This is a genomic window from Amycolatopsis echigonensis (genome assembly GCF_014174495.1).
In the GTDB taxonomy this organism is placed as follows: Bacteria; Actinomycetota; Actinomycetes; order Mycobacteriales; family Pseudonocardiaceae; genus Amycolatopsis; species Amycolatopsis echigonensis.
Map to the genome: position 1 here is coordinate 45,593 of NZ_JACJHR010000005.1, position 21,720 is coordinate 67,312.

General features: G+C 70.3%; 23 protein-coding genes. 15 read left to right on the forward strand and 8 right to left on the reverse strand.

Going from position 1 to position 21,720, the window contains the following annotated elements:
- Positions 1-149: 149 nt before the first annotated feature.
- On the forward strand, positions 150-389 hold the full coding sequence (locus H5411_RS05210) for a hypothetical protein (protein WP_183123080.1): 240 nt from the start codon (positions 150-152) through the stop codon (positions 387-389).
- A 7-nt stretch (positions 390-396) separates the two neighbouring features.
- Here H5411_RS05210 and H5411_RS48860 read toward each other — a convergent pair whose 3' ends face one another.
- The 3 genes from H5411_RS48860 to H5411_RS05225 form a co-directional block, all read right to left on the reverse strand.
- A complete protein-coding gene (locus H5411_RS48860) occupies positions 397-1,716 on the reverse strand; it encodes a DUF4474 domain-containing protein (protein ID WP_183123081.1) in 1,320 nt (439 codons plus the stop codon).
- Positions 1,713-2,021: a hypothetical protein gene (locus H5411_RS05220; RefSeq protein ID WP_183123082.1), complete on the reverse strand. Its 309-nt coding sequence runs from the start codon at positions 2,019-2,021 to the stop codon at positions 1,713-1,715. The genes H5411_RS48860 and H5411_RS05220 overlap by 4 nt, the downstream gene beginning before the upstream one ends.
- Positions 2,022-2,231: 210 nt before the next feature.
- Positions 2,232-4,001: a dihydroxy-acid dehydratase domain-containing protein gene (locus H5411_RS05225; RefSeq protein WP_183123083.1), complete on the reverse strand. Its 1,770-nt coding sequence runs from the start codon at positions 3,999-4,001 to the stop codon at positions 2,232-2,234.
- A 243-nt stretch (positions 4,002-4,244) separates the two neighbouring features.
- Between H5411_RS05225 and H5411_RS05230 the strand changes: the two genes are divergently transcribed.
- Together H5411_RS05230 and H5411_RS05235 are read left to right on the forward strand one after the other, a co-directional pair.
- On the forward strand, positions 4,245-4,541 hold the full coding sequence (locus H5411_RS05230; protein ID WP_183123084.1) for a DUF1905 domain-containing protein: 297 nt from the start codon (positions 4,245-4,247) through the stop codon (positions 4,539-4,541).
- Between the two features lie 200 nt (positions 4,542-4,741).
- On the forward strand, positions 4,742-5,044 hold the full coding sequence (locus H5411_RS05235) for a colicin immunity domain-containing protein (RefSeq protein WP_183123085.1): 303 nt from the start codon (positions 4,742-4,744) through the stop codon (positions 5,042-5,044).
- Between the two features lie 667 nt (positions 5,045-5,711).
- Here H5411_RS05235 and H5411_RS05240 read toward each other — a convergent pair.
- Positions 5,712-6,233 carry a MarR family winged helix-turn-helix transcriptional regulator gene (locus H5411_RS05240; RefSeq protein ID WP_183123086.1) on the reverse strand — a complete coding sequence of 174 codons (522 nt, stop codon included), beginning with the start codon at positions 6,231-6,233 and terminating at the stop codon, positions 5,712-5,714.
- A gap of 78 nt (positions 6,234-6,311) precedes the next feature.
- Between H5411_RS05240 and H5411_RS05245 the strand changes: the two genes are divergently transcribed.
- The 8 genes from H5411_RS05245 to tcuA are packed head-to-tail and all read left to right on the forward strand — an operon-like array spanning position 6,312 to position 14,644.
- Entirely contained in the window at positions 6,312-6,788 is a 477-nt protein-coding gene (locus H5411_RS05245; protein WP_183123087.1) for a flavin reductase family protein, read from the forward strand.
- 44 nt (positions 6,789-6,832) lie between these two features.
- Positions 6,833-8,131, forward strand: coding sequence for an MFS transporter (locus H5411_RS05250; RefSeq protein WP_183123088.1), 1,299 nt, complete (start codon positions 6,833-6,835; stop codon positions 8,129-8,131).
- Positions 8,128-9,117 carry an Ldh family oxidoreductase gene (locus tag H5411_RS05255; protein WP_183123089.1) on the forward strand — a complete coding sequence of 330 codons (990 nt, stop codon included), beginning with the start codon at positions 8,128-8,130 and terminating at the stop codon, positions 9,115-9,117. The genes H5411_RS05250 and H5411_RS05255 overlap by 4 nt, the downstream gene beginning before the upstream one ends.
- The gene (locus H5411_RS05260; protein ID WP_183123090.1) at positions 9,110-9,577 is read left to right on the forward strand and encodes a PaaI family thioesterase; all 468 of its coding nucleotides are present in this window, start codon (positions 9,110-9,112) and stop codon (positions 9,575-9,577) included. Before H5411_RS05255 ends, H5411_RS05260 begins: the two co-directional genes overlap by 8 nt.
- A 10-nt stretch (positions 9,578-9,587) precedes the next feature.
- Positions 9,588-10,610 carry an LLM class flavin-dependent oxidoreductase gene (locus tag H5411_RS05265; RefSeq protein ID WP_183123091.1) on the forward strand — a complete coding sequence of 341 codons (1,023 nt, stop codon included), beginning with the start codon at positions 9,588-9,590 and terminating at the stop codon, positions 10,608-10,610.
- On the forward strand, positions 10,607-12,223 hold the full coding sequence (locus H5411_RS05270) for an AMP-binding protein (protein WP_183123092.1): 1,617 nt from the start codon (positions 10,607-10,609) through the stop codon (positions 12,221-12,223). The genes H5411_RS05265 and H5411_RS05270 overlap by 4 nt, the downstream gene beginning before the upstream one ends.
- Entirely contained in the window at positions 12,216-13,145 is a 930-nt protein-coding gene (locus H5411_RS05275; RefSeq protein WP_183123093.1) for a beta/alpha barrel domain-containing protein, read from the forward strand. Before H5411_RS05270 ends, H5411_RS05275 begins: the two co-directional genes overlap by 8 nt.
- 50 nt (positions 13,146-13,195) lie before the next feature.
- On the forward strand, positions 13,196-14,644 hold the full coding sequence (gene tcuA / locus H5411_RS05280) for an FAD-dependent tricarballylate dehydrogenase TcuA (protein ID WP_183123094.1): 1,449 nt from the start codon (positions 13,196-13,198) through the stop codon (positions 14,642-14,644).
- Here tcuA and H5411_RS05285 read toward each other — a convergent pair.
- Positions 14,632-15,963, reverse strand: coding sequence for an MmgE/PrpD family protein (locus tag H5411_RS05285; RefSeq protein ID WP_183123095.1), 1,332 nt, complete (start codon positions 15,961-15,963; stop codon positions 14,632-14,634). The genes tcuA and H5411_RS05285 overlap by 13 nt on opposite strands.
- Positions 15,964-16,016: 53 nt before the next feature.
- On the opposite strand from H5411_RS05285, the gene H5411_RS05290 reads away from it, so the two are divergent.
- Positions 16,017-16,631 carry an NIPSNAP family protein gene (locus H5411_RS05290; RefSeq protein WP_183123096.1) on the forward strand — a complete coding sequence of 205 codons (615 nt, stop codon included), beginning with the start codon at positions 16,017-16,019 and terminating at the stop codon, positions 16,629-16,631.
- A gap of 71 nt (positions 16,632-16,702) precedes the next feature.
- On the opposite strand, the gene H5411_RS05295 is transcribed toward H5411_RS05290, so the two are convergent.
- From H5411_RS05295 to H5411_RS05305, 3 genes are all read right to left on the reverse strand, one after another.
- Positions 16,703-17,392 carry a hypothetical protein gene (locus H5411_RS05295; protein WP_183123097.1) on the reverse strand — a complete coding sequence of 230 codons (690 nt, stop codon included), beginning with the start codon at positions 17,390-17,392 and terminating at the stop codon, positions 16,703-16,705.
- A 160-nt stretch (positions 17,393-17,552) separates the two neighbouring features.
- Positions 17,553-18,176 (reverse strand): TetR/AcrR family transcriptional regulator, encoded by a 624-nt coding sequence (locus H5411_RS05300; protein WP_183123098.1) that lies wholly within the window; start codon positions 18,174-18,176, stop codon positions 17,553-17,555.
- Between the two features lie 78 nt (positions 18,177-18,254).
- Positions 18,255-19,163 carry a LysR family transcriptional regulator gene (locus H5411_RS05305; RefSeq protein WP_183123099.1) on the reverse strand — a complete coding sequence of 303 codons (909 nt, stop codon included), beginning with the start codon at positions 19,161-19,163 and terminating at the stop codon, positions 18,255-18,257.
- Positions 19,164-19,261: 98 nt separating this feature from the next.
- Here H5411_RS05305 and H5411_RS05310 point away from each other — a divergent pair, with 98 nt between their 5' ends.
- The 3 genes from H5411_RS05310 (at position 19,262) to H5411_RS05320 (ending at position 21,694) form a co-directional block, all read left to right on the forward strand.
- The gene (locus tag H5411_RS05310; protein WP_183123100.1) at positions 19,262-20,608 is read left to right on the forward strand and encodes a CynX/NimT family MFS transporter; all 1,347 of its coding nucleotides are present in this window, start codon (positions 19,262-19,264) and stop codon (positions 20,606-20,608) included.
- A gap of 68 nt (positions 20,609-20,676) precedes the next feature.
- Positions 20,677-21,117, forward strand: a complete 441-nt coding sequence (locus H5411_RS05315) for a MarR family winged helix-turn-helix transcriptional regulator (protein WP_183123101.1) — start codon at positions 20,677-20,679, stop codon at positions 21,115-21,117.
- 19 nt (positions 21,118-21,136) lie between these two features.
- Positions 21,137-21,694 carry an isochorismatase family protein gene (locus H5411_RS05320; protein ID WP_183123102.1) on the forward strand — a complete coding sequence of 186 codons (558 nt, stop codon included), beginning with the start codon at positions 21,137-21,139 and terminating at the stop codon, positions 21,692-21,694.
- Positions 21,695-21,720: the final 26 nt, after the last annotated feature.

Sequence of the window (21,720 nt, forward strand, 5' to 3'; positions counted from 1 at the left end):
CCGACCTCGCCCGCGACGCGCGTCCGCCCGGCCCGGCGTGCTTCGCTTCCCAAGCGGGCGTCCGCGCGAGAGGGCCCACCACCCGTTGGCGCCGGGATCAGTGCGAGAAACCTCGAGTCCGCTGCGGGTGCCTTCTCTAGAGTGGCCACATGATTGATCCGGAGGAGCTGGCCCGCGGGCTGCGGTCCACGGCCAGGAATGCCGCGACCACCGCCCTGCGCAAGGGACTCGAAGAGATCGAAGAGCGCCACGGCCAGCACGTCGCCGACGAGGTCGCCGGACGGGTCGACGTCGACGGCGTGTTCGCGGGGCTGCGCGAAACCAAGAGCTCGCCGCGCGGCGGCAACGACGACGAGCCGTGGGAGCTCAAGCCGACGACCTCGGCCTGAACACGGCTCACTTCTCCCAGGTGTAGCTGAGGGCCGGCGGAGTGTCGGTCGTCTTGGCGACGGTCAGGTGCTGGTCCGGGTGCGCGGCGGCCCACCGGGTCATCTCCTGGTACAGCTGGTCGCGCATACCGGTGTCCCGCACCTCGATCGTGGCGCGCTGGGCGAGCTGGCTCGGGTCGACGTGCGGGTCGGTGCGGATCGCCAGGTTCCAGAAATGCTTTTTGTCGCTGCCGTCGGCGCCCTGGCCGTCGTTGGTGAAGTAGACCTCGCCGGTCGCCTTGTCGTAGATCGTCTGGGTCACCTTGATCTGGTCGTCGCCCTGGGCGGCGTGGAAGTAACCGGAGGGGTCCGAGGAGCCCGGTTCGCGGGTGTAGAACCCGACTTCGCCGCCGAACGCGCCGCCGAACCCGTAGCCGCCCTTCCACAGTTCGAGCCGGTACTGCTTGCCGCTCTTCGGGTCGGTGAACTCCATGTTGTCGCCGTCCTCGCCGGTCGCGTCGAGGTTCGCGCCGATGAGCTTTTCCAGCTTGTCGTAGAAGTCGTGCCAGCCGAGGAAACTCTGCACCGAGTGCTCGCCGGTCGTGTAGTAGTCGCCGTCCGCGACGTACTTGAAGCCGAGGTAGTCGTAGATCTTCTGCGCGATCTCGCGGTTGCGCAGAAGCAGTTCCCAGTTGCCGGTCAGCAGGGCGGTCTTGAGCCTCGGGTCCTTCGCCACCAGTTCGGCGAAGCCCGGGATCTCGCGCAGCATGATCGCGGCGATCTCGGCGGGGTTCCGCTTTTCCGAGCCCGCGAGCTCCCACACCTGGCCCGTCTTGTTCCGGAGCTTGAGGCCCTCGGCGAGCAGGACCGCGTCGTAGCCGACGACAATCCGCTCCAGGTCGGCGAGCACGACGAGAGCCCGTGCCTTGATCGCCTTGTCCTCTGCCCAGGCGAAGACGATGTTGCCTTTGCCGTGCGAGAGATCGTCCCAGGCGCCGTCCAGCTTCTTCTCCAGCGCGTCGGCGTCCGCGCGGCGGCTGCGGGCGTCGCCTTGTGCCTTGGCCAACGCGTCGCGGACCACCTCGAAGGACTTCGCCGACTCCTCGAGATCATGGGCCTGGTCGTCGCGGTTCTTCGCGAAGTCCGAGAGCGAGGCGAGCGCGGACTCGCCGGCCCCGCCGTGCCAGGCTTCGGCCAGCTGGACGCGGACGGCCTCGACCAGCGCCTTTGCGTCCAGGACGGCTTCTTTCGTTGCCCGGCAAGCTCGGGCCCGGGCGTCCAGGTCGTCCGTGCTGCCCTTGTCCACCTGATCGGCGAGGTGACGGATCTTGTCGAAGACCGAGCTCACCGGTCGATCCCTTCGAAGCCGCGGTCCAGCGCCTTCAGGAAGGTCTCGCGCGCGGCGGAATCGGTGCTGTCGTAACTCGTCGCGGCGGCCTGGATGGTTTTCACCAGGCTGGCGACCTGCTGCTGCGCGGCCTCCAAATCCTCTTGCCGGGTGAGCAGCCAGACGTCGTAGTCCCCCGCGTAGCCGGCAGCCCGCCCGGCGGAGCCGACATTCGGCGGACCGCCGGCGGCGAGCGCCGGCCGTTTCCCGGCGGCGAGCTTGCCCGCCGCGTTCTTGATGTCCGCGACATCGACCTCGAAACCCACAGCACACCCTCCCCGCCCGAGTGACATCCCAGGCGGGCAATGTAACACCCGAATCCTGCGCAGACGTCCGCTTCGACGCTTTCGGGCGCACAGAAAAGTCCGCCGCCCGCTCACCGAGCTTTCGCACCCGGCGGCCTGGCGATCCGGATCAGCTCGAGCATGCTGGCGGTGCTGCCCCAGGCTCCTCTCCGAGCCGACAACCGCCTTTCTCTATTCGGCGGCCACCGCGATCCCCGCGCCCTCGATCGCCGGGGAGGCCAAGGCGCGCATGCGGCGGAGGAGCCTGGTCGTCACCGGGCGGACCAGCGGATGGACGCCGCCGTTCTCCGCGGCGGCGTGCTGCCACTTCGCGACCCGCGCCTCGCGGACGGCCGGATCGTCCAGTTCGGCGCACTCGAGGGTGTCGGTGTCGAGGTCGACGGTGATCGTGTCGCCGTCCTCGATGAGGGCGATCGGGCCGCCGAGCGCGGCCTCCGGGCCGACGTGACCGATGACCAGCCCGACTGATCCGCCGGAGAACCGCGCGTCGGTCATGAGCCCGACGGAGATGCCCTTCCGCCGGCAGAGCGCGGTGATGCGGGAAGTGGGGTCCAGCATCTCGGGCATGCCGGGAGCGCCCCTCGGACCCTCGTAGCGGATCACGACCATGTCCCGGTCGGCGAACCCGTCGGGAGCCTCGATGAGCGCGTGCAGCAGGGCCTGCTCGCTGTCGAAGACACGCGCCCGCCCGACGAACCGGTTGTCGACGATGCCGGTCTCGACTCCGGCCAGCTTGATCACGGCGCCGCCGTCGGGCGCGAGGTTGCCGGAGAGCAGCCGCAAGCCGCCGGTGGGCTTGAACGGGGCGGAGACGGTGAAGACGACCTTGCCGTCGGGCTCGGGCGGGTCGAGCCTCTCGACCTGCTCGCCGAGCGTTTCGCCGGTGCAGGTCAGGGCGGAGCCGTCGAGCATCCCGTGCCGGAGCAGCTCCCGGACCACGACCTGCAGGCCGCCGACCGCGTCGATGTCCACCATGCTGTACTGCCCGAACGGGCGCGCGTTGACCAGCACCGGGACGTTCCGGGACAGCTGGTTGAACTCCTTCTGCGTCATGACCTCGGACCAGAAGTCGAGCCCGGCCGCGCGGGCGATCTCCGGCGCGTGCAGGACGACGTTCGTCGAGCCGCCGAGCGCGATGGCCACGACGGTGGCATTGCGCAACGCGACCGGTGTCGCCAGCTCGCGCGGCGTCAGGCCCCGCTCGGTCATGACCTGCAGGCAGTCCACGATCTGCTCGGGGAACTCCTCGACCCGCCGCGGATCCTCGGACGCGGGCGACACCATGTGCAGCGGCTCCAGGCCCAGCACGGCGATGAACGACTGCATCGTGTTGTAGGTGAAGATCCCGCCGCAGCTGCCGTGTCCGGGACACGCGTGGCGCGCCCACCGTTCGCGCTTGGCGACGTCCGGGTCGCCGGCCACCTGGAAACAGCTGACCAGGTCGATCGTTTCCCCGGTCTCGGGGTCCGTGCCCGGCCGGATGGACCCGTCGGAGACCACCACCGCCGGCACGTTCCGTTCCAAGATCGCCGCCGTGGCGCCGACGGGAGGCTTGTCGCACGCCACCACCGCGGCGACGGCCTCGATCTCGCTGCCTTCGAAGTGCAGCGACAACCCGTCGTTCGTCGTCTCGCGGCCGATCAGCGAGTACCGCATCTGCGGCGTGCCGTTGCGCTGGCCGTCGGAGATCCCGCCCGAGTAGTTCGGCGCCAGCAGCCTGACCGGCAGGTCACGATCGCTGATCCGGCGCGCCAGTGCGTCGTGGATCGCCGTGACTTTGTCCGTGACGCCGACGTAGCAGACGCTGTCCCCCAGGGTGCCCACGACGCCCCACGCGGCCCCGTGGACCTTCTCCACGTCCTGTCCCAGCGCCCGGGCCGTGGCCACCGCCTGGCAGTCCTGCCCCGGATGCCACACCTCGTGGCGGCTCGACTCGTCCATCGGTCCTCTTCCGTCGGCGACGCGGTCCTCCCCATCGTCGCAGATCCCGCGTGCCGCGCAGCTCGGACGAGCCGGCAAAGTGCTTGTCGACGGGATTGGCGCCTCGCCGGTTCGCCGCCGTGAGTCCACTGTGGACGCCGGAGAACGGCCGCTGTCCACTCCAGACTCTCAACCCACTGCGCCCCGCACGACAGAACGAACGTCCGCGGCCAAACTGTCGGTGTCGCGTGCGAAGCTGGCGGCGTGGAAGTGCACTTCGACGCTGAGCTGTGGATCTGGGACGCGCGGCGGACCGACACCTGGACCTTCGTCAGCCTGCCCGGAGACATCTCGGACGAGATCCGCGAACTGGGCGGGCCACGCCGCGGGTTCGGATCGATGCGAGTACAGGTCCGAGTCGGCGGCACCGCCTGGCGAACGTCGATCTTCCCGGACAGCGAGCGCGGCTATGTGCTGCCAGTCAAACGGGCGGTGCGCCAGGCGGAAAACCTCGAACCCGGCGACGTCGCCCGGATGACCGTGACGGTCCTCGACCTCTGACCTCGCCGAAGCCGATCCAACCTGACCGCCACGGCTAGGAGGCGCTGCGGAAGTTCGCGAAGACCACGCCAACTCGATCAAGACGACGGACGTCGGCCGCTATCGCGGAAAGCCCGCGATCCTGACCTACAACGAGAACGCCCGCGCCTGCGAGCTGCTGAGACCCGAGGGAACATACTGGACGGGTTGGGGAGGTGAAAATGAGCATTTCCGAAGCGAACGAGCGCGACGCGGCGGACTACGGCGAACTGATCGAACGGTTCGTCGACCGCGCTGTCAGCGCCGCGCAGTTCGAGCAGCAATACGTCGATCTGATGAAGAACGACGAGGCCCTGCACCCCGACGACGTGTTCGCTGTCCTCGACGAACTGTTCTCCGAGGTCGACGAGTACTTCTCATCGCCGGAGGCTTCGGCGGCAGAGCGCCGCGAACTGGACGAAGCGTTGCGCCAACATGCCGCTGCTGCGCTGGCACGCCTGCAGCAGCTCGGCGTACTCGGATAGTGCCAGCACCGCTGGCACAGCCGCCGACTCCGGTTTCAGCCGATCCACGATCGGCCACAGCCGGGACCGGATGCTCGCTCCGGTACGAGAACTCCGTCGTCATGGGGCCGAATGCACGTGTGTGATCAGTGTGCAACTCCTCGACACGCGAGCGGTACCGGCCTCGTGCCGCCTCAGTCGAGGCGAGCCTCGCGATCGTGGAAGTCAGCATCGGAGAGCTGATCACGAATGCAGTCCGCTGGGTTCCACCTTCCGCGGAAAACGCGAGGTATCGACCGCTTCCCCTTTCGGCGATGACCGCGCGGACGAACTCGGCGAAACAAAGCCGGTAGATCTCGCAGAAGAGGTCGTCGGGAAAGCTCCAGCCCGCAGAGTGGCAGATGTCCGTACCGACGCGGTTCCTCGGCGCGCTCGTCCGCTAGCTCCTGTAAGGTGCCCTCTCCTTTAGTTGCCTCCGCGTCCTAGTCGGACTCCGGCAAGCCGGCATACCGGGCGGCGAATTCGTTGACCGGGGCTTCGGCCACTTCGGCGTAGAGCTGAGGCTCGACGCCCGTCTCGGTAGGCAGACCCGCGCGGCGTGCGCGGCCAGTACCTCGGTGACGAGCGCGGCCGCTCTCGGACGGCGCGTTCAGCGTCATGGACCGAACCACCACGACACCAAACACCCCTACTCGTCCCCCCGCTCCATCTCCCGCAGCTCGCCCTCGACGACAAGCGCCGCCTGACGAAGCTGATGGTCCGCGGCGACAATCTCCTCCCGGCCGAGCACCGACCCCAGCGTGTCGCTGATCCGGAGCACCTCCGCGCCCATCTCCTTGAGCGCCGCATGACCGGCCGCGGTCACTTCCAGGGACAGGGCCCGTTCGCTTTCCGGGTGGGCGCTGCGAGCGACGAACCCGCGTTTCTCCATCTGGGTCACGATGCGCGTCATCGTCTGCGGACGCGCGTAGCAACGCCGGGACAGCTGGGCGAGCGTGAGATGCGGCTGGTTGGCCAGGATCCGCAGCGCGGTGTAGCTCGAGAGCGTCATGTTCCACGGCCGCAGCCGCGCGTTCCCGATCCGCGAGACCGCGCGCTCGAAGCGGAACACGGCGTCGATCAGGGAGGACGCCTCGTCCATGCCGGTCGCCGCGCGCGCGGGCGAACGGCCGTCGTCGAACGGGTCGATGTAGGGCAAGGGATCGGTCACCCCCGCAGCCTAGAGCGCCGCCGGCGGAGGCGCATAAGCATGCTTGCATTCGTATCCGCACGCTTATATAGTCTAAGCATGCTTACATCAACCCGGTTCCGCTCCGCGCTGGGGCATTTCCCCAGCGGCGTCGTGGCCATCACCGGGCGGGACGCGGACGGGCGGCCCGCGGGCATGGCCGTTTCGTCGTTCACGTCGGTCTCGCTCGATCCGCCGCTGGTCGCGTTCCTGCCCGGCAAAACGTCCTCGACGTTCCCTTCGCTCGCCCGGCGCGGCACCTTCTGCGCCAACGTCCTCGCCGCTGGGCAGGAGGACCTCTGCCGCGCGCTTTCGGTCTCCGGCGGGGACAAGTTCGCCGGCGTGGACTGGCGTCCCGGACCGCACGGCGATCCCGTGCTCGACGGGGCCGTCGCCTGGATCGCCTGCACGATCGAGGCCGTGCACGACGCCGGCGACCACCACCTCGTCCTCGGCCGCGTCGACGATCTGGCCGCCGACGCCACGGCGGAGCCGCTGCTGTTCTTCCGCAGCCAGTACCACCACCTCGCGGCCTGAGCCGCGCCCCGCGGTCGGCCCAGACCTCAACGGAGAGGCACGTCATGACCACCTCGGCAGAAGTGAGACGGACGACGCTCGCGGCGTCGGTCGGCAACACCGTGGAGACCTACGACTACGCCGTCTACGGGTTCCTCTCCACCGTGCTGGCGAAGGTTTTCTTCCCGGCCGCGAGCACCGGGGCCGGACTGCTGTCGTCGTTCGCGGTGTTCGGTTCGGCGTTCCTGGCGCGGCCCGCCGGAGCCCTGGTGTTCGGGCCGATCGCGGACCGGCTGGGCCGGCGGCCCGCGCTCGTCGCGTCGCTGCTGCTGATGGCAGGCGGCAGCACGCTGATCGGCCTGCTGCCCTCGACCGGGACGATCGGCGCCGCGCCGATCCTGCTGGTGCTGTTGCGGTTCACGCAGGGGCTGGCCGGCGGCGGAGAGTTCACCACCGCGATCATCTACGTCGCCGAGTTCGCCCCGCCGCACCGCCGCGGCGCGCTGTCGAGCCGGGTGCAGGTCGGCAGCCTCGCCGGGTTCCTGCTGGGCGCGGTCGTCGTGCTGTCGCTGAACGCCGCGCTGGCGCCCGCGCAAATGCTCGCGTGGGGATGGCGGGTGCCGTTCCTGCTGGCGCTTCCCGTCGGCGGGATCGGTCTCTACCTGCGCAGCCGATTCGGGGAAACCCCGGAGTTCCTCGATGCCCGCGCCCGTCCGTCCACATCAGACCAGGCGGCGGAGCGGCAATGGTCCTCGGTGCTGCTGCTCGTCGGCGTGTCCGTGCTGCACATCGTCGGCATCTACATGGTCTACACCTACGTGCAGAGCTACCTCATCCAGCTGCGCCTGTCCGCCGTCGCGGCGACCGCGGTGATCGCGTTCGCACTGCTGGCCGGGATCTTTCTCGTGCTCGCCGGCGGCCGCGCCTCGGACTGGCGAGGACGTCCGAAAGTCCTGCTGGCGTCCTCTCTCGCCGTCCTCGTGGTGAGCTACCCGCTGTTCGCCGTGTTGGCCAGCGCTCCTCCCCTGTGGTTGATCATCGTGTGCACCGTGGCGCTGTCGGCCGGTCCGGCGTTCTACTCCGGCGTCGCTCCGATCACCTACGTCCAGCTCTTTCCCGTGCGCCGGCGCGGCAGTCTCATCGGCATCTCCTACAACGTCACCGTCGGCATCCTCGGCGGTTCGGCGGTGTTCATCTGCCAGGCATTGGTCGAGCTGACCGGCGACCGCCGCTCCCCCGCCTACCTGCTGCTGGCCGCGGCCGCCGCCAGCGCGCTCGCCGCGTTCGCGCTCACCCGCCGCGCGGCCCGAGCCCCCGAACCTTCCCCGTCCGCCCTTCCCCTGACCGCGGAGTCCGGCTCATGACCACTTTGCCCCTGACCGACGCTCACGGCCTCGTCCTGGCCGCCATGACCCGGGCCGGGCAGACCCCGGACGGGGCCGCCGTCATCGCCGACCACCTGCTCGACTGCGAACTGCGCGGGCTTACCTTCGGCGGGCTGGCGCGCGCACTGTCCATTGTGGAGCGAATCCGCGCCGCGGACAGCGCGCCGCAGCCGATCCGGGTCGTCGCGGAGACGCCGGTGTCGGCGACCCTCGACGGCGGCGACCAGGTCGGCTACCTCGTCGGTATGCGGGCGCTCGACCTGGCGACGGAGAAGGCTCGAGCGCAGGGAATGGCCGTCGTCGGCGCCCGCAACACCTGGTACACCGGCATGTTCTCCTACTACCTGGAGAAGGCCGCCGCGGCCGGGCTCGCCGGGATGATCGCGGGCAGCGGGCCCGCGGTCGTCGCCCCCGAGGGCGGCACGGAGGGACGGTTCGGCACGAACCCGATCGCGTTCGGCTTCCCGGCCGCGCCGACGCCGGTCATCTGGGACATCGGCACCTCCGCGGTGATGTACGGCGACGTAGTGCTGAAGGCGCGGCTCGGGGAGAAACTCGAGGAGGGCCAGGCGTTCGACGCCGCCGGGGCACCCACGCTCGACCCGGCAGCGGCGCTGGGCGGCGCGTTCGGCGTGTGGGGCGGGCACAAGGGCTCCGGGCTGGCCATGGCGGTGCAGCTGCTCGGCATGATGAGCGGCGCGTCCGCCGCCCCGCCGGGAATCTCCGACTGCGGGTTCTTCGTGCTGCTGGTCGATCCGGCCGCGCTCACCGACCCGGACGACTACCGCCAGCGCGTCAGCGAGTACGCCGCGTCGATCCGGGCGACCCGGCCGGTCGAAGGGGGTCCCGCCGTCCGCGTGCCGTTCGACCGGTCCGTCGCCTCCCGCGAGGAAGCGTTGCGGCGCGGGACGATCGACGTGCCGGATGCGGTGGTCGCCGCCCTGCGGAAGACCGCCGATGACTGACCGCGCGGACGACTTCCGCATCGGCCCGTCGCCGTCGGGACGGCTGCTGTGCGGCGGCTGCGCCCCGGCCGACCGCTGCCGTCTCGGCGTCGAGATCGCACGCGCCGACGAGGGTGCGATCACGTTCGACGTCGTCTGCCCGCGCCACTGGCACGGCGGCCCCGGCGTTGCACACGGCGGCTGGACCGCGGCGGTGTTCGACGACGTGCTCACCATCGTCGCTCTGCGCCATGAGTCCCGCCTGGTCACGAAATCACTGCACATCTCCTACCGCCGCCCGGTTCCCGTCGAACGGCCGCTCGAGGTCACGGCGCGAATCGACCACCACGCGGACCGGCGCTGGGAAGTTTCCGCGCGGATGACCCTCGCCGGCGACACGCTCGCCGCCGCCAGCGCGGAACTCCGCACCCGGCGGCCCGACCACTTCGCCAGGCACCAGGCCTGGCTGGCACACGAATGAGGAGGACCCGATGATCGAATTCTTCACTGGGCTGCAGCCGCTCGAAGCGGGCGAGACCGGCCCGGACGCGATGACCGCGCGAGTCCGGGAGCTGGACCGCTCGGAGGTGATCGACCGCGTCCTGGTCGGGTATTCCTCGACCTGGCCGCACAACCACGCGACCGCGCCCTTCGCTCTCGCGCTCACCGAGAAGTTCTCGCCGATCGTCGCGCACCGCCCCGGCGTCATGCCGCCGGCGGCCGCCGCGCGCTACTTCGCCACGCTCGACGTGCTGGCCCGCGGACGGCTCGCCATCAACGTGGTCGTCGGCGGATCGGACAAGGACCTGCGCCGCGAATCCGACGACCTGCCCAAGGCCGAGCGCTACCGGCGCGCGGTCGAATACCTCGACGTGGTCCGGCGCACCTGGACCTCCCCCGAGCCGTTCGACCACCACGGCGAGTACTACACCGCCGACGCGGTGAAGATCCTGACCAAGCCCGTCCAGGGGCAGGTGCCGATCTTCATGGGCGGCGAAAGCGACGACGCGGTCGACTTCGGCGCCCGCCACGCCGACCTGTACATGCTGTGGGGCGAGCCGTTCGCGGGGACGAAGGAACGCATCGACCGCGTCCGCGCCGCCGCCGAGGGATACGACCGGAAGATGCGGTTCTCCTTGAGCCTGCGCCTGTTCCTCGGCGACACCGACGACGACGCCTGGGCTCAGGCTCGCGCGGCGGAACGGCAGATCGCCGAAGCGTCCGGGAAGTTCCTGCGCTCGTCGTCCACCGACACCTCGGTCGGGAGGCAGCGGGCGCTCGCGCTGACCGACGAAGAACTGCACGACGACTGCTTCTGGACCGGGCTGACGAAGCTGCTGGGCGGTTTCGCCAATTCGCAGGCGCTGGTCGGCACCGAAGAGCGCATCCTGAACACGTTTGGCACCTACCGTGATCTCGGAATCGACGCGTTCCTGGTGACCACCGGCGCCGAAGCGGCATGGGACCCGGCGTTGGAGGGATTCCTCGCCCGGGTGAAGAAGGAGCTGGCATGACCCGAACCGGCACGCGATCCGAAGACCTCGCGACGGAGACCGTCAGCGGGCTGATCGCCGAGCGGGCACGGCAGCACCCGGAAAAACCCGCGCTCGTGGTCGACGGCGCCGAGCTGACCTATGGCGAGCTGGACGTCGCGGTGTCCGAGGTCGCGCGCGGTCTGCTCGCCACGGGTGCCGCGCCGGGCGACTCCGTCGGCCTCCTCCTGCCCAACCGCGTCGAATACCTGCTCGCCTGGTTCGGCGCCGCCCGCGCCGGGCTCGTCGAGGTCCCGGTCAACACCGCCTACAAAGGACAGTTCCTCGACCACGCGCTGCGCAGCACCGGGGTGCGGATTCTCGTCACCGAGCCCGGGTTGCTCGGCCTCGTCGCCGACCTGCCCGCCTTGCCCCACACGCTGACCACCGTCGTCGTGCTCGACGACGCCGCGCCCGCCCGCACTCCTCCGGGCGTGCGGGTGCTGGGCTGGCCCGAACTGCTCGCCTCCGGCGACCCGGCCGGCGAGCTTCCCGAGGTCGGCCCCGCGGATCCGGTGGCCGTCATGCTGACCTCCGGCACCACCGGCCGCAGCAAGGGCGTCGTGTACCCGAACCGCATGCAGGTCGTCGCGGCCAAGGAATGCGCGCAGCAGATGGGCACCACCGCCGACGAGCGGCTGTACACGTGCCTGCCGCTGTTCCACGGCGCGGCCCAGGTCAACATCACCCTGCACGGCCTGTTCGCGGGGGCCGCCGTGGTGCTGGGCCGCCGGTTCTCCGCCAGCCGGTTCTGGGACGAGATCCGCGCCGGCGGGGTCACCCAGTTCAACGCGCTGGGCTCGATCCTGCCGGTCCTGCTGGCCCAGCCTCCGTCCGGACGGGACCGCGACCACCGGGTCGAGCGCGTGTTCGCCGCGCCCGCGCCGCCCCAGGTGCTGGAACCGTTCGAGGAGCGGTTCGGCGTGCACATCGTGGAGGGCTACGGGCTCACCGAAATCAAGAACGTCCTCTACAACCCCTTGGCCGCCCGCAAAATCGGCTCGATCGGCCTGCCCACGGAGTCGTCGATCCTTGAGGTCCACGACGAGTCCGGGAACCGCGCCGCGCCCGGCCAAGCCGGGGAGATCGTGTACCGGCCGCGCGAGGCGAACATCATGTTCTCCGGCTACCGCGGCGAGCCCGAAGCCACCCTCGCGACCATGAAAGACCTCTGGTGGCACACCGGAGACCTCGGCTACACCGACGAGGACGGGTACTTCTACTTCATCGACCGCAAGAAGGACGCTCTGCGGCGGCGCGGCGAGAACATCTCCTCGCACGAGGTCGAATCGGTCCTGCTCGCCTACTCCGGCGTGGTCGCGGCGGCGGCGGTCGCGACCCCGTCGGAGCTGGGCGAGGACGAGGTCCTCGCCGTGCTGCAGCTGGAATCCGGGCGGCAGCTGGATTTCGGCGACCTCTTCGCGCACTGCGACCGGGCCCTGCCGCATTTCATGGTCCCTCGCTACTACCGCGTGCTCGACCAGCTGCCGGTCACCCCGACCGGCAAGGTCCGCAAGACCGACCTGCGCGAACAGGGCCGGGGCGAGGCGTGGGACGCGCAGGCCGCCGGGCTGGCCCCGACCCGCCATGTCTGAACGGGAAGCGGTGCGCATCCGCGAAATCGCGCCGCGCCTGGCGTTCCAGGACCACATGGCGCCGACCGAGGTCAAGGTCGAACTCGTGCGGCGGCTGGTCGAGGCCGGGGTTCGCGCGTTCGAACTCTCCTCGTTCGTGCGGCCCGACCTGATCAAAGGACTCGCCGACGCCGAGGAAGTTTTCGCCGCAGTCCCCCGCGAACCAGGCCTCCATCTCGGCTGCTGTGTCGGCAACCTCCGCGGCCTGGCCCGCGCGATCGACGCCGGGGCGGACAGCGCCTCGTTCCTCCTGTCTGCGGACGAGGACTTCGCCCGCGCCAACATCGGACGCTCCACAATGGACTCCCTGGCGGAACTCGAACGCATGGCCGCTTACGCCGCCGACCACCGCATCCAGCTAGGCACGTACGTGATCTTCGCCTGGGGCGGCCCGACCGGACCTGCCCGCGGGCCCGACGACCTGGAGCCGCTGGCCCGGCGGCTGCTCGGCATCGGCGTGGACCGCTGGATCCTCGCCGACTCGTCCGGTTACGCCGCACCGCCGCAGATCCGTGAACTCGTCACCGCCGCGCTCGCCCACATTCCGGCGGAAAACCTCACCGTCCAGATCCACGACGCGCGCGGCATGGGCCTGGCCGCCCTGCTCCCCTTGCTCGACCTCGGCGTGCGGAACATCGACACCGCGCTCGCCGGGAGCGGCGGGCATCCGGCCATGCCTGGTGCCCAGGGCGGCGGGATCTGCACTGAGGACGCCGTCCAGCTGCTCGAACTGTCCGGTGTGGACACCGGCATCGACCTGCCGCGCCTGCTCGGCGCCGCGAACTGGCTGGCGGACGAACTCGGCGTGCCGGGCAAGGGTTTCGTCCGGCGCACCGGGCCGGTGCCGGACCGGCCCGGGCAACCGCTCGCCTTCCGCTGGTGAACCGGAATCTTCTCCCGCACCCGATCATCGCAGCCGGTCAAGGAGGACCAGTGCCGAACATTGTCGTCGCCGGAGCGGGCCTGACGGGGCTCGCCGCCGCGATTTCCGCCCGCGAAGCCGGAGCGGACGTCGTCCTGCTGGAGAAGGGCAGCCGTGCCGACGTCGGCGGGAACGCCGCCTTCTCGGGCGGGCTGTTCCTCTTCTGCTACGACGGACCGGACGATCTCACCTCGATCACCCAGGACTTCGAACCCGGCATGCACGCCGAAAAGATCGTCGCGCCGCCCTACACCCGCGAGGCTTACGCAGCCGAGCTGACGGCGATGAGCGACGGCCGCGCCGACCCGGAACTGGTGGAGGCGCTCGCAGAACGCTCGCTGGACACCGTCCGATGGCTCTCCGCGAAAGGAGTGCGGTTCACGTTCAACCGGACGGTCGGCGCGGGCGTGCGCGACGGCGTGCTGCACATCCCGCCCGGGCAGATCCTGACCAGCACGGGCGAAGGGATGTCGCGCGGGTTCGAGGTGATCAAGCCGTTGCTGCGGCACGCCGAGCGGATCGGCGTCGAGCTTCGGTGGTCCACCCCTCTCGTCGACGTCGTCCGCGACGGCGAGCGGGTCCTGGGCGCGCTGACCGGCGACGGCGTGCTTCCGGCCGACGCGGTGGTGATCGCCAGCGGCGGTTTCCAGGCGAGTCGCGAGCTGCGGCTCCGGCATCTGGGTCCGCACTGGGGGAACGTGAAACTGCGCGGCACCCGGCAGGCGACCGGCGACGGGATCGCGGCGGCGCTGCGGGCCGGGGCCGATTCAGCCGGGACCTGGTCGAGCTGTCATTCGGCCGCCGTGGATCCGACGATGCCCGCCCCGGAGCGCAGCGAGGCGTCGCCGCCGTTCCCGCTGCACGGGTTCTGGCTCGGGATACTCGTCGACCGGGAAGGCGAGCGCTTCGTCGACGAGGGACCCGGCCCGTGGGTGAAGAACTATTCGAAGATGGGCAAGGCGATCATGGGCCAGCCCGGCCGCGAGGCGTACGAGATCTTCGACCAGCGCACCGCGGCGCGCGTGGCCGACGAATTCGCCGGGGCCGCGGTCCCGGTCGCCGCACCGACTCTGCCCGAGCTCGCCGAGCAGATCGGAGTGCCGGTCGATGCGCTGGTGCGCACCGTCGAGGAATTCAACCGCGCCTGCCGGGACGACGGGAGCACCGACGGTGTCACCCCCGCCAAATCGCACTGGGCCACGCCGCTGGATCGGCCGCCGTTCGTCGCCTACCACGCGGTGGCCGGGCTGACGTTCACGTTCGGCGGCGTGCGAATCGACCCGGACGGGCGCGCATTGGCTTCCGACGGCACACCCGTGCCCGGTCTGTACGCGGCGGGCGAGGCCACCGGCGGCCTGTTCTACGGCGACTATCCCGGCGGCGCCGCCTTGATGCGGGCCGCGGTGTTCGGACGCTCGGCGGGTCGCACCGCGGTGACGGAGGCCCTTCAGCGCGGCTGAAGGGCGTGCAGCAGCCCGGTTGCGGACGATGTCCGGTCGAGGCGGTCAATGGACGCGAGGATCGCTTCGCTGCCGGCGCGGCCATAGACCGGGTCGGCAGCCCGGCGAAACCGCCGCACGATCTCGTCAGCGGTCATCGAGGGAAAGCTGTCCTGCTCGGCGGCGAGCACGCGTCCGTCGTCGAGCAGGACCCGCACGCGGGATCCGTTGCGGGCCGGAAACCGTGCCGACAGCTCCGGATCCGCGGCCAGCCGGGTCCGGGCAGCGAGCCGGTTCGTCCCGGCATCGGCCGGGTTTCGCCAGTTGCGGTCGAGGATTCCTCCGGCCACGAGCACGGAGGCCACGCTGAATTGGACGCTGAGCTGCGCGGCCACGACGTCGGCGATCGGGCCGCTGTTGTCGCAGCCGGGATACCGGACCGCATGCTCGGCGAGTTCGACGACAATGGAGTCGACGCGGGCCGGATCGGGACTGTGCCGCCGTACGATCTCCTCGGCGAGCTGGCAGGGACCCTGCACATAGATGCAGGCCGGTGCCGGCTTGTGCACGATGTCGCGGATCGCGAAGGGAGTTCTCCCGGCGAGCAGGCGGGCCCGGTCCCGTGCGCCGAATGCCGCGAGAAAACCCGCCTCGCCGTCGACCGCCCCGCCGGACGCGGTCAACCCGGCGGCCGCCAGCAGCGCCGATTCGACACCGGTCCGCGCAGCCATCGCCGAATGCAGCACATGCTCCTGCGTAGCGGCCCGCGCCCAGTGGTTGAGCCCGCAAGCCGCGTTGGCCGCCATGCCGAGCGCAGCCCGCGTCCCGGCCTCGTCGAGCGCGAGCAGGTGAGCGCACGCGGCAGCAGCCGCGACGGGGCCCAGCACGCCGGTCGGCCGGAAAACCGCGGCCACGTCGGGCGTGATCATCGCCGAGCCGAGCCGGCACATCACCTCATAGCCGACCACCGCCGCGGACAGCACTCGTCCGCCGGACGCCTGGGTTTGCTCCGCCAGCGCCAACAGCGCGGGGAACAGCACCATGCCGGGATGCGACGAACTCTCGACGTGCGTGTCGGTGCGCCCGGTCGCCGCCGCGGGAATGCTGGTGAGGTACGCCGCCGTCGGAGCCGCGGTCCAGAAGAGGGGCAGTGCGCCCAGGTCGGCACCGGGGTTCCCCAGCGCCCGCAACGCAATCCGGGCTTCGGCGGAGGGCGTCAGAGCCGCGGACAGGAAGTCCGTCAGGCACAGCTTGGCTTTGCCGACGACGTCTCGAGGCAGCCGCTCTGTGGTGGTTGCCACGCAGAAATCCGCCAGTTCGTCCATGAGGTCGTCGTTCATCGGGCTAGTATAAGCATGCTTGCTTTTAACACGCATGCTTACGGAGGCCCGCGATGCTGTACGAACTCGCCCATCTCGCACTGAAGCTGTACACGGTGCCCCGAGCACTCCCCGCCCTCGAGAACTACGTCGCGAACCCATCGGCGCGCGGCAGGCTGCTCGGCTGCTGGGAGACCGAACACGGAGAGATCGTCGGCCGCGTGCTGGTGCTCCGGGAGTTCGAGGACGCGGGCTCGCTCGCCGACGAACGGCAGCGGATCCTCGCCAGCTCCGATCCGTTCGGGGTCGGCGAGCACCTGGATTCGTTCACCGTCAGCAGCTACGCGCCGTTCCCGTTCCTCCCGCCTGTCCACACCGGACACTTCGGCGACGTCTACGAATTCCGCACCTACGACCTCAAAGTCGGCGGCCTGCGGCCCACCATGGCGGGCTGGGAAGCCGCGCTCCCGGAACGCACGAAGCTTTTTCCGCTCACCACAGCGATGTACGGGCTGGACGGGACCCCGCGCATCACGCACATCTGGCCGTTCCCCAGCCTCGACGAACGCCTCGCCATCCGCCGCGAGTCCTACGAGCGGCGAATCTGGCCGCCGGAGAACGGCCCGGAGAACATTGCCCGTGCCACGTCCAGCATCGCCATTCCGACTGCTTTCTCGCCGTTGCACTGAGCGGCGGTCCTCAGTCCCGGACGCCCGCGGTTCGCAGAGCAGTTTTCCCTGAGAATTCCGCCGCAATCGCCTTACCGCTTCGCCGCCGCCGCGTTGCGGATCCAGCTGCGGAACTCGATCGCCAGGTGTTCGCAGTGGCCTTCGATCATCGAATCCGGTGCCGCGGCGGGATAAACGACGCGCACGACCACGTCCGCGCCGGTCTCGGTATCCCGTGCCTGGTGCAGGCAATACGCGAACGGCGTGCCGTCGTCGAGGGTCAACTCCGCGTTCATCAGTGTCACCGGGTACGCCGGATCGAGGTACGCCGCGACCGGCGCGGGCAGCTCCCCCGCTACTGAGACGCGGAACCGCGTCAGGTGCCCGCCGATCGTCTCCACCATGCCGCCCGGATACTGCGGCGGCTCGACGTAGTGCTCGGGGTGCGCGTTCAGCAGCAGCGCCTTGTCCTGGAACCGGCCGGTGGCGGCCTGTCCCTGGAACCATTCCGCCAGCTCCGTTCCGCCTAGCCCACGCACGGCGAAGGCGGTGCGCGATTCGCGGTAGCCGCCGCCCGACGCCGCGATGAGATCGTGGTGGAACCGGTCCCCGGCCTCGATCTGGTCGGCCAGCAGGTCCATCATCACCTGCCCGCCCGCTACCGCCTTGAGGTTCCGCATCGCCCGGCGCGCAGCCTTGAGTTCCCATTGGTCCACAACGGATTCGTCCGCCGTGCGGCCCATCGTCCGCACCTCGACCGTCACCGGGTTCCGTGCGTTCATCGCAGTACTCCTCCCTGGAGCGAGGCCGCGCTGTCAGCGTCGGCCTCTCTCCACTATAAGATGCATTTGTGCATCTTATTAGGAAGGTGAGGCACCTCTCAGCATTCGGCCGAGATAACCGAGTCCACTGTGGACCGGACCCGCGCCGCGGCGGCCGCGGTCACCGAGCGGACTTGGCCCCCGGCCGTTTCCGGGCGATCAGCGGAAGGTAGATGGTGTCCACCACTTCCCTGATCGCATCCGGGGACATCGGCTCCAGGTTCATCAGGGTTTCGTTGCGCAGCAGGTCGTACGGCAACCGCGCGATGCGCGGCGTAAGTTTCGCCGCGTCGATCTCGCGCCGCTCGACGGCCCGGCGCGTCACCGCGTCGATCACCGCCCACCGCTCGTCGATCAGCGACCCGCGCAGTTCGGCGACCGTCGTGCCGGTTTCCTCGAAGTAGGCGGCCAGCTGGGCGGTCATCGCCACGGCGAACATCGCGAACGCGCCGTTGAGCTGTTCGAGCAACGCGACGGTGTCCTCGCGCAGGGACCCGGTGTCCGGGTCCTCGAGCGGGAACCGCGCACTGGCGCGGACGATCGCGTCGCGGACGAGGTCCGCCTTGGCCGCCCAGTGGCGGTTGACGACCGGACGGCTGGTGCCGGCCCGATCCGCGACCCCGGCGAACGTCAGCGCGGCGTACCCGCCCTCCATCAGTTCCGCCCACGCGGCGTCGAGGAGCGCGGCCTCCAGCTCCGCGCCGCGTCGCCGGCGCCGGGGACCCGACTCGTCCGCAAGATGCATGGACGCACCCTACCTGGCGAACCCACTGGCCCCCGCCAAGCGGAAAACCAGCCCGCCGGGCGGGGCGAACGCCTTGGCTCAGACGGTCAGCAGAGCGGGCACGAGGCTCTCCAGCTCGTCGAGCGCGGCGGCGATCGCGGGATTGGCGCGGCCGCCGGGCCGGGTGACGGTGAGGATCTTGCGCCGCGGTTCGCCGAGGCAAGGCAGCCGGACCACGGCGGCGTTCTCCGGCGCCTGCGCGGTCCGGGGCACCAGTGCCACGCCGAGCCCGTGGGCGACCAGCGCGAAGGTGGCGTTCCAGTTCAGCGAGTCGTGGGCGACGTCCGGCGTGAATCCGGCCGCGCCGCAGGCGGAAAGGACGTGCGTGCGGCACGTGCACGTCGCGCTGGGCACGATCCACGGCTCCTCGGCCGCTTCCGCGAGATCCACCCGGTCGCGGCCGGCGAGCCGGTGGCCGGCGGGGACCACCAGGTCGAACGGGTCGTCCAGCAGCGGCCGCTGATCGAACCGGGCCCGGTCGCGCCGCGGCTCGTCCGGGGCGGCCTCGACGACGGCCAGGTCGACCTCGCCGTCGAAGAGCCGATCGAAACAGTCGGCGGCCTCGGCCTCGCTGATCCTCGGGACAAGCCGGGGATGGCGCGCGGCGAGCGCCGCGGCGGCCGGGGCGAGCAGCGCGGTCACCGCGACGGGAAAACCGGCCAGGCGCAACAGCCCGGCCGGCTCGTTGCCGTCGGCTCGCAGGTCCAGTTCGGCCAGTTCCCAGCGCGCCTGGATGTCGTCCGCGTGCGCCAGAAGCCGTTGCGCCGCGGGGGTGAGCCGCACCCGGCGGCCTTGCGGTTCGAGCAGCGCCACGCCGAGCTCCCGGCCCAGCTGGCGGATCTGCTGGGACGCCGCGGACGGGGTGAAATGCAGGGCCCGCGCCGCCGCGGTCACGGTGCCGTAATGGTCCACCGCGCGCAGCACGTGGAGCCGGCGCAGATCGATCATGTAGTCGATTCTTCACGGTGAGGTCCGGAAAGGCAACCTGGACCTGTCCGGTTTCGCGCACGACGCTGGAAGCGAGGTCAACCGGGAAGGGAGCCCCGATGAGCACGGTATGGCTGTCGTTGTCCGCCGAAGCCGTTGTCGCGACGGCTGTCGCGGCCGGACTGGCCCGCTGGTCCTCCCGCTGGCCAGGACCTGCCGCGCGAGCACGCCGCAGCGCCTCGGCTTGGACTCTCCTCGGCCTGGTGTTGCTGGCCGTCAACCTGCGGGCGGCCATCACGGGCGTTCCCCCGGTCCTGGGCGAACTCCAGGACGAGTTCGGGTTGAGCGGCTTCGGGGTCAGCGCGCTCACCGCGTTGCCGGAACTGTGCGTGGGCGTCTTCTCCGCGCTCGCCCCCGTCCTCGCGCGCCGGATCGGCACTGAGGCCGCGATCACGATGGCTCTCCTGGCGATCATGACCGGGTTGCTGTTGCGCGTGATTTCCGTTCAGGCAGCGCTGTTCGCCGGCACCGTGCTCGGCGGAGCCGGGATCGCCGCGGGCAACGTCTTGCTTCCGGCGGTCATCAAACGCTTCTTCCCTGACCGCGTCGGCCCGCTCACTGGTCTGTCGATGATGCTGTTGTCGGTCGGCGGCGCGGCCGGGGCGGGCCTGGCGGTACCGCTCGAAGACGTGGGCGGCTGGCGGCTGACGTTGGCCGCGTGGATAGTCCCGGCCGTGCTCGCGGCTCTCGTGTTGGGCCCGCTGGCTCTCCGCGGCCGACCGCCAGCGCGTCCGTCCGCGACGACGCCGGACCAAAGCGACGCCGGATCACTGCTGCGCTCGCCGCTGGCCTGGTGCGTGATGATCTTCATGGGCATGACGTCGCTGATGTTCTACACGCTGACGTCGTGGCTTCCCGAGATCATGCGAGGCCAGGGCTTCTCCCCCGCCACCGCCGGAACCATGAACTCGGTCGTCATCGTCATCGGCATCCCGCTCGGCTTCGTCGTGCCGGTGATCGCCGCTCGGCTGCGCGACCAGCGGCCGCTCGTCCTCGGAGCGGTCGCCCTGACGGCGGTCGGACTCGCCGGCCTGCTGCTGGCTCCGCGGGCCGGATGGGTGTGGATCGCAGTCTTCGGAGTCGCCACCGGCAGTGCGTTCCCCATCGCGCTGACGCTCCTCAACTTGCGCTCCGCCACGCACACTGTCACCGCGCGGCTCTCGGGCATGGCCCAGTGCGGCGGCTACCTCCTCGCCGCGTGCGGCCCGCTCGCCTTCGGAGTGCTGCACACGCTGACCGACGGCTGGGAAGCACCGCTCTGGTTGCTGGTTCTGTTGCTGGTTCCTGAACTCGCGTGCGGTCTGGTGGCCGCACGGCCCGGCTTCGTCCGGTTGAACGCCGCCCGTCCGGAGCACCGCCGGGAGCACTTCGCCGAGCCCGCCCGGTCCTCCGACCGTTCGCACTGAACAGGCCCGCGATTCCGGCCGCGCCGAGCCTACTTGCTTATGTCACATAATTATGTAGGATAACTTTCATGCGGGACGACGAGATCGAGCGTTTGCGCACCCAGGTCAAGCTGCTGCAGCGCCGGCTTCGTCAAGAGGCCATGCCGGTCACTGGTTTGACGCTCACGGCTTTCAGCGTCCTCGGTGCGATCGCCCGGTCGCCCGAGGACGCACAACCGCGCCGGCTGGCCGAGCAGCTGACGATGAGCAGCCCGAACGTGTCCGCGGCACTGCGCGAGCTGACCGCCGCGGACCTGATCGCCCGCACGAAGGACCCGGACGACGCTCGCAAGGTCCGCGTCGTCCTGACCGACCACGGCCGGGAAATCGTCGCCCGCAGCCAGCGCGAGCGCGATTCCTGGCTGGGCCGGGCCATCTCGGCACTGCTCGACGACGACGAGCAGAAAACGCTCCTCGCCGCGGGCGAACTGATGCAGCGGCTGGCCGAATACGACCAGCCGAATCCCTGATGACACAAGGAGACCGCTCATGCCCTTGACCACCGTCGACCCCGGCTGCGCCCTCATCGTCGTCGACCTCCAGAAGGGCCTCACCGGCCTCCCGCAGGTCAAGGAAATCCTCGACAACGCCGCCGCCCTCGCGGCCGAATTCCGCGCGCGCGACCTGCCGGTCGTCCTGGTCACCGTCGACGGCACCGCTCCCGGACGCACCGACGCCCAGCAGCGCGCCGCCGGGGCCCAGGAGTCACGTCCGGCCGATTGGGCCGAGCTCGCTCCCGAACTCGGTCGCCAGCCGGGGGACATCCACATCACCAAGCAACGGTGGGGCGCTTTCACCGGCACCGATCTGCACCAGCGACTGCAGGAACGCGGGGTCACCCAGACCGTGGTCACCGGGGTCGCCACCAGCATCGGCGTGGAGTCCACCGCACGCTCCGCCTACGAGCACGGCTACCACGTCGTGCTGGCCACCGACGCCATGGCCGACCTCGACCCCGAAGCACACCGGCACAGCATCGAGCGGATCTTCCCCCGGCTCGGCGAAACCGCTGCCACCGCTGACATCCTCGCCGCACTGCGCTCCTGACTGTCCTTTGGGGACTGGCACGGCCG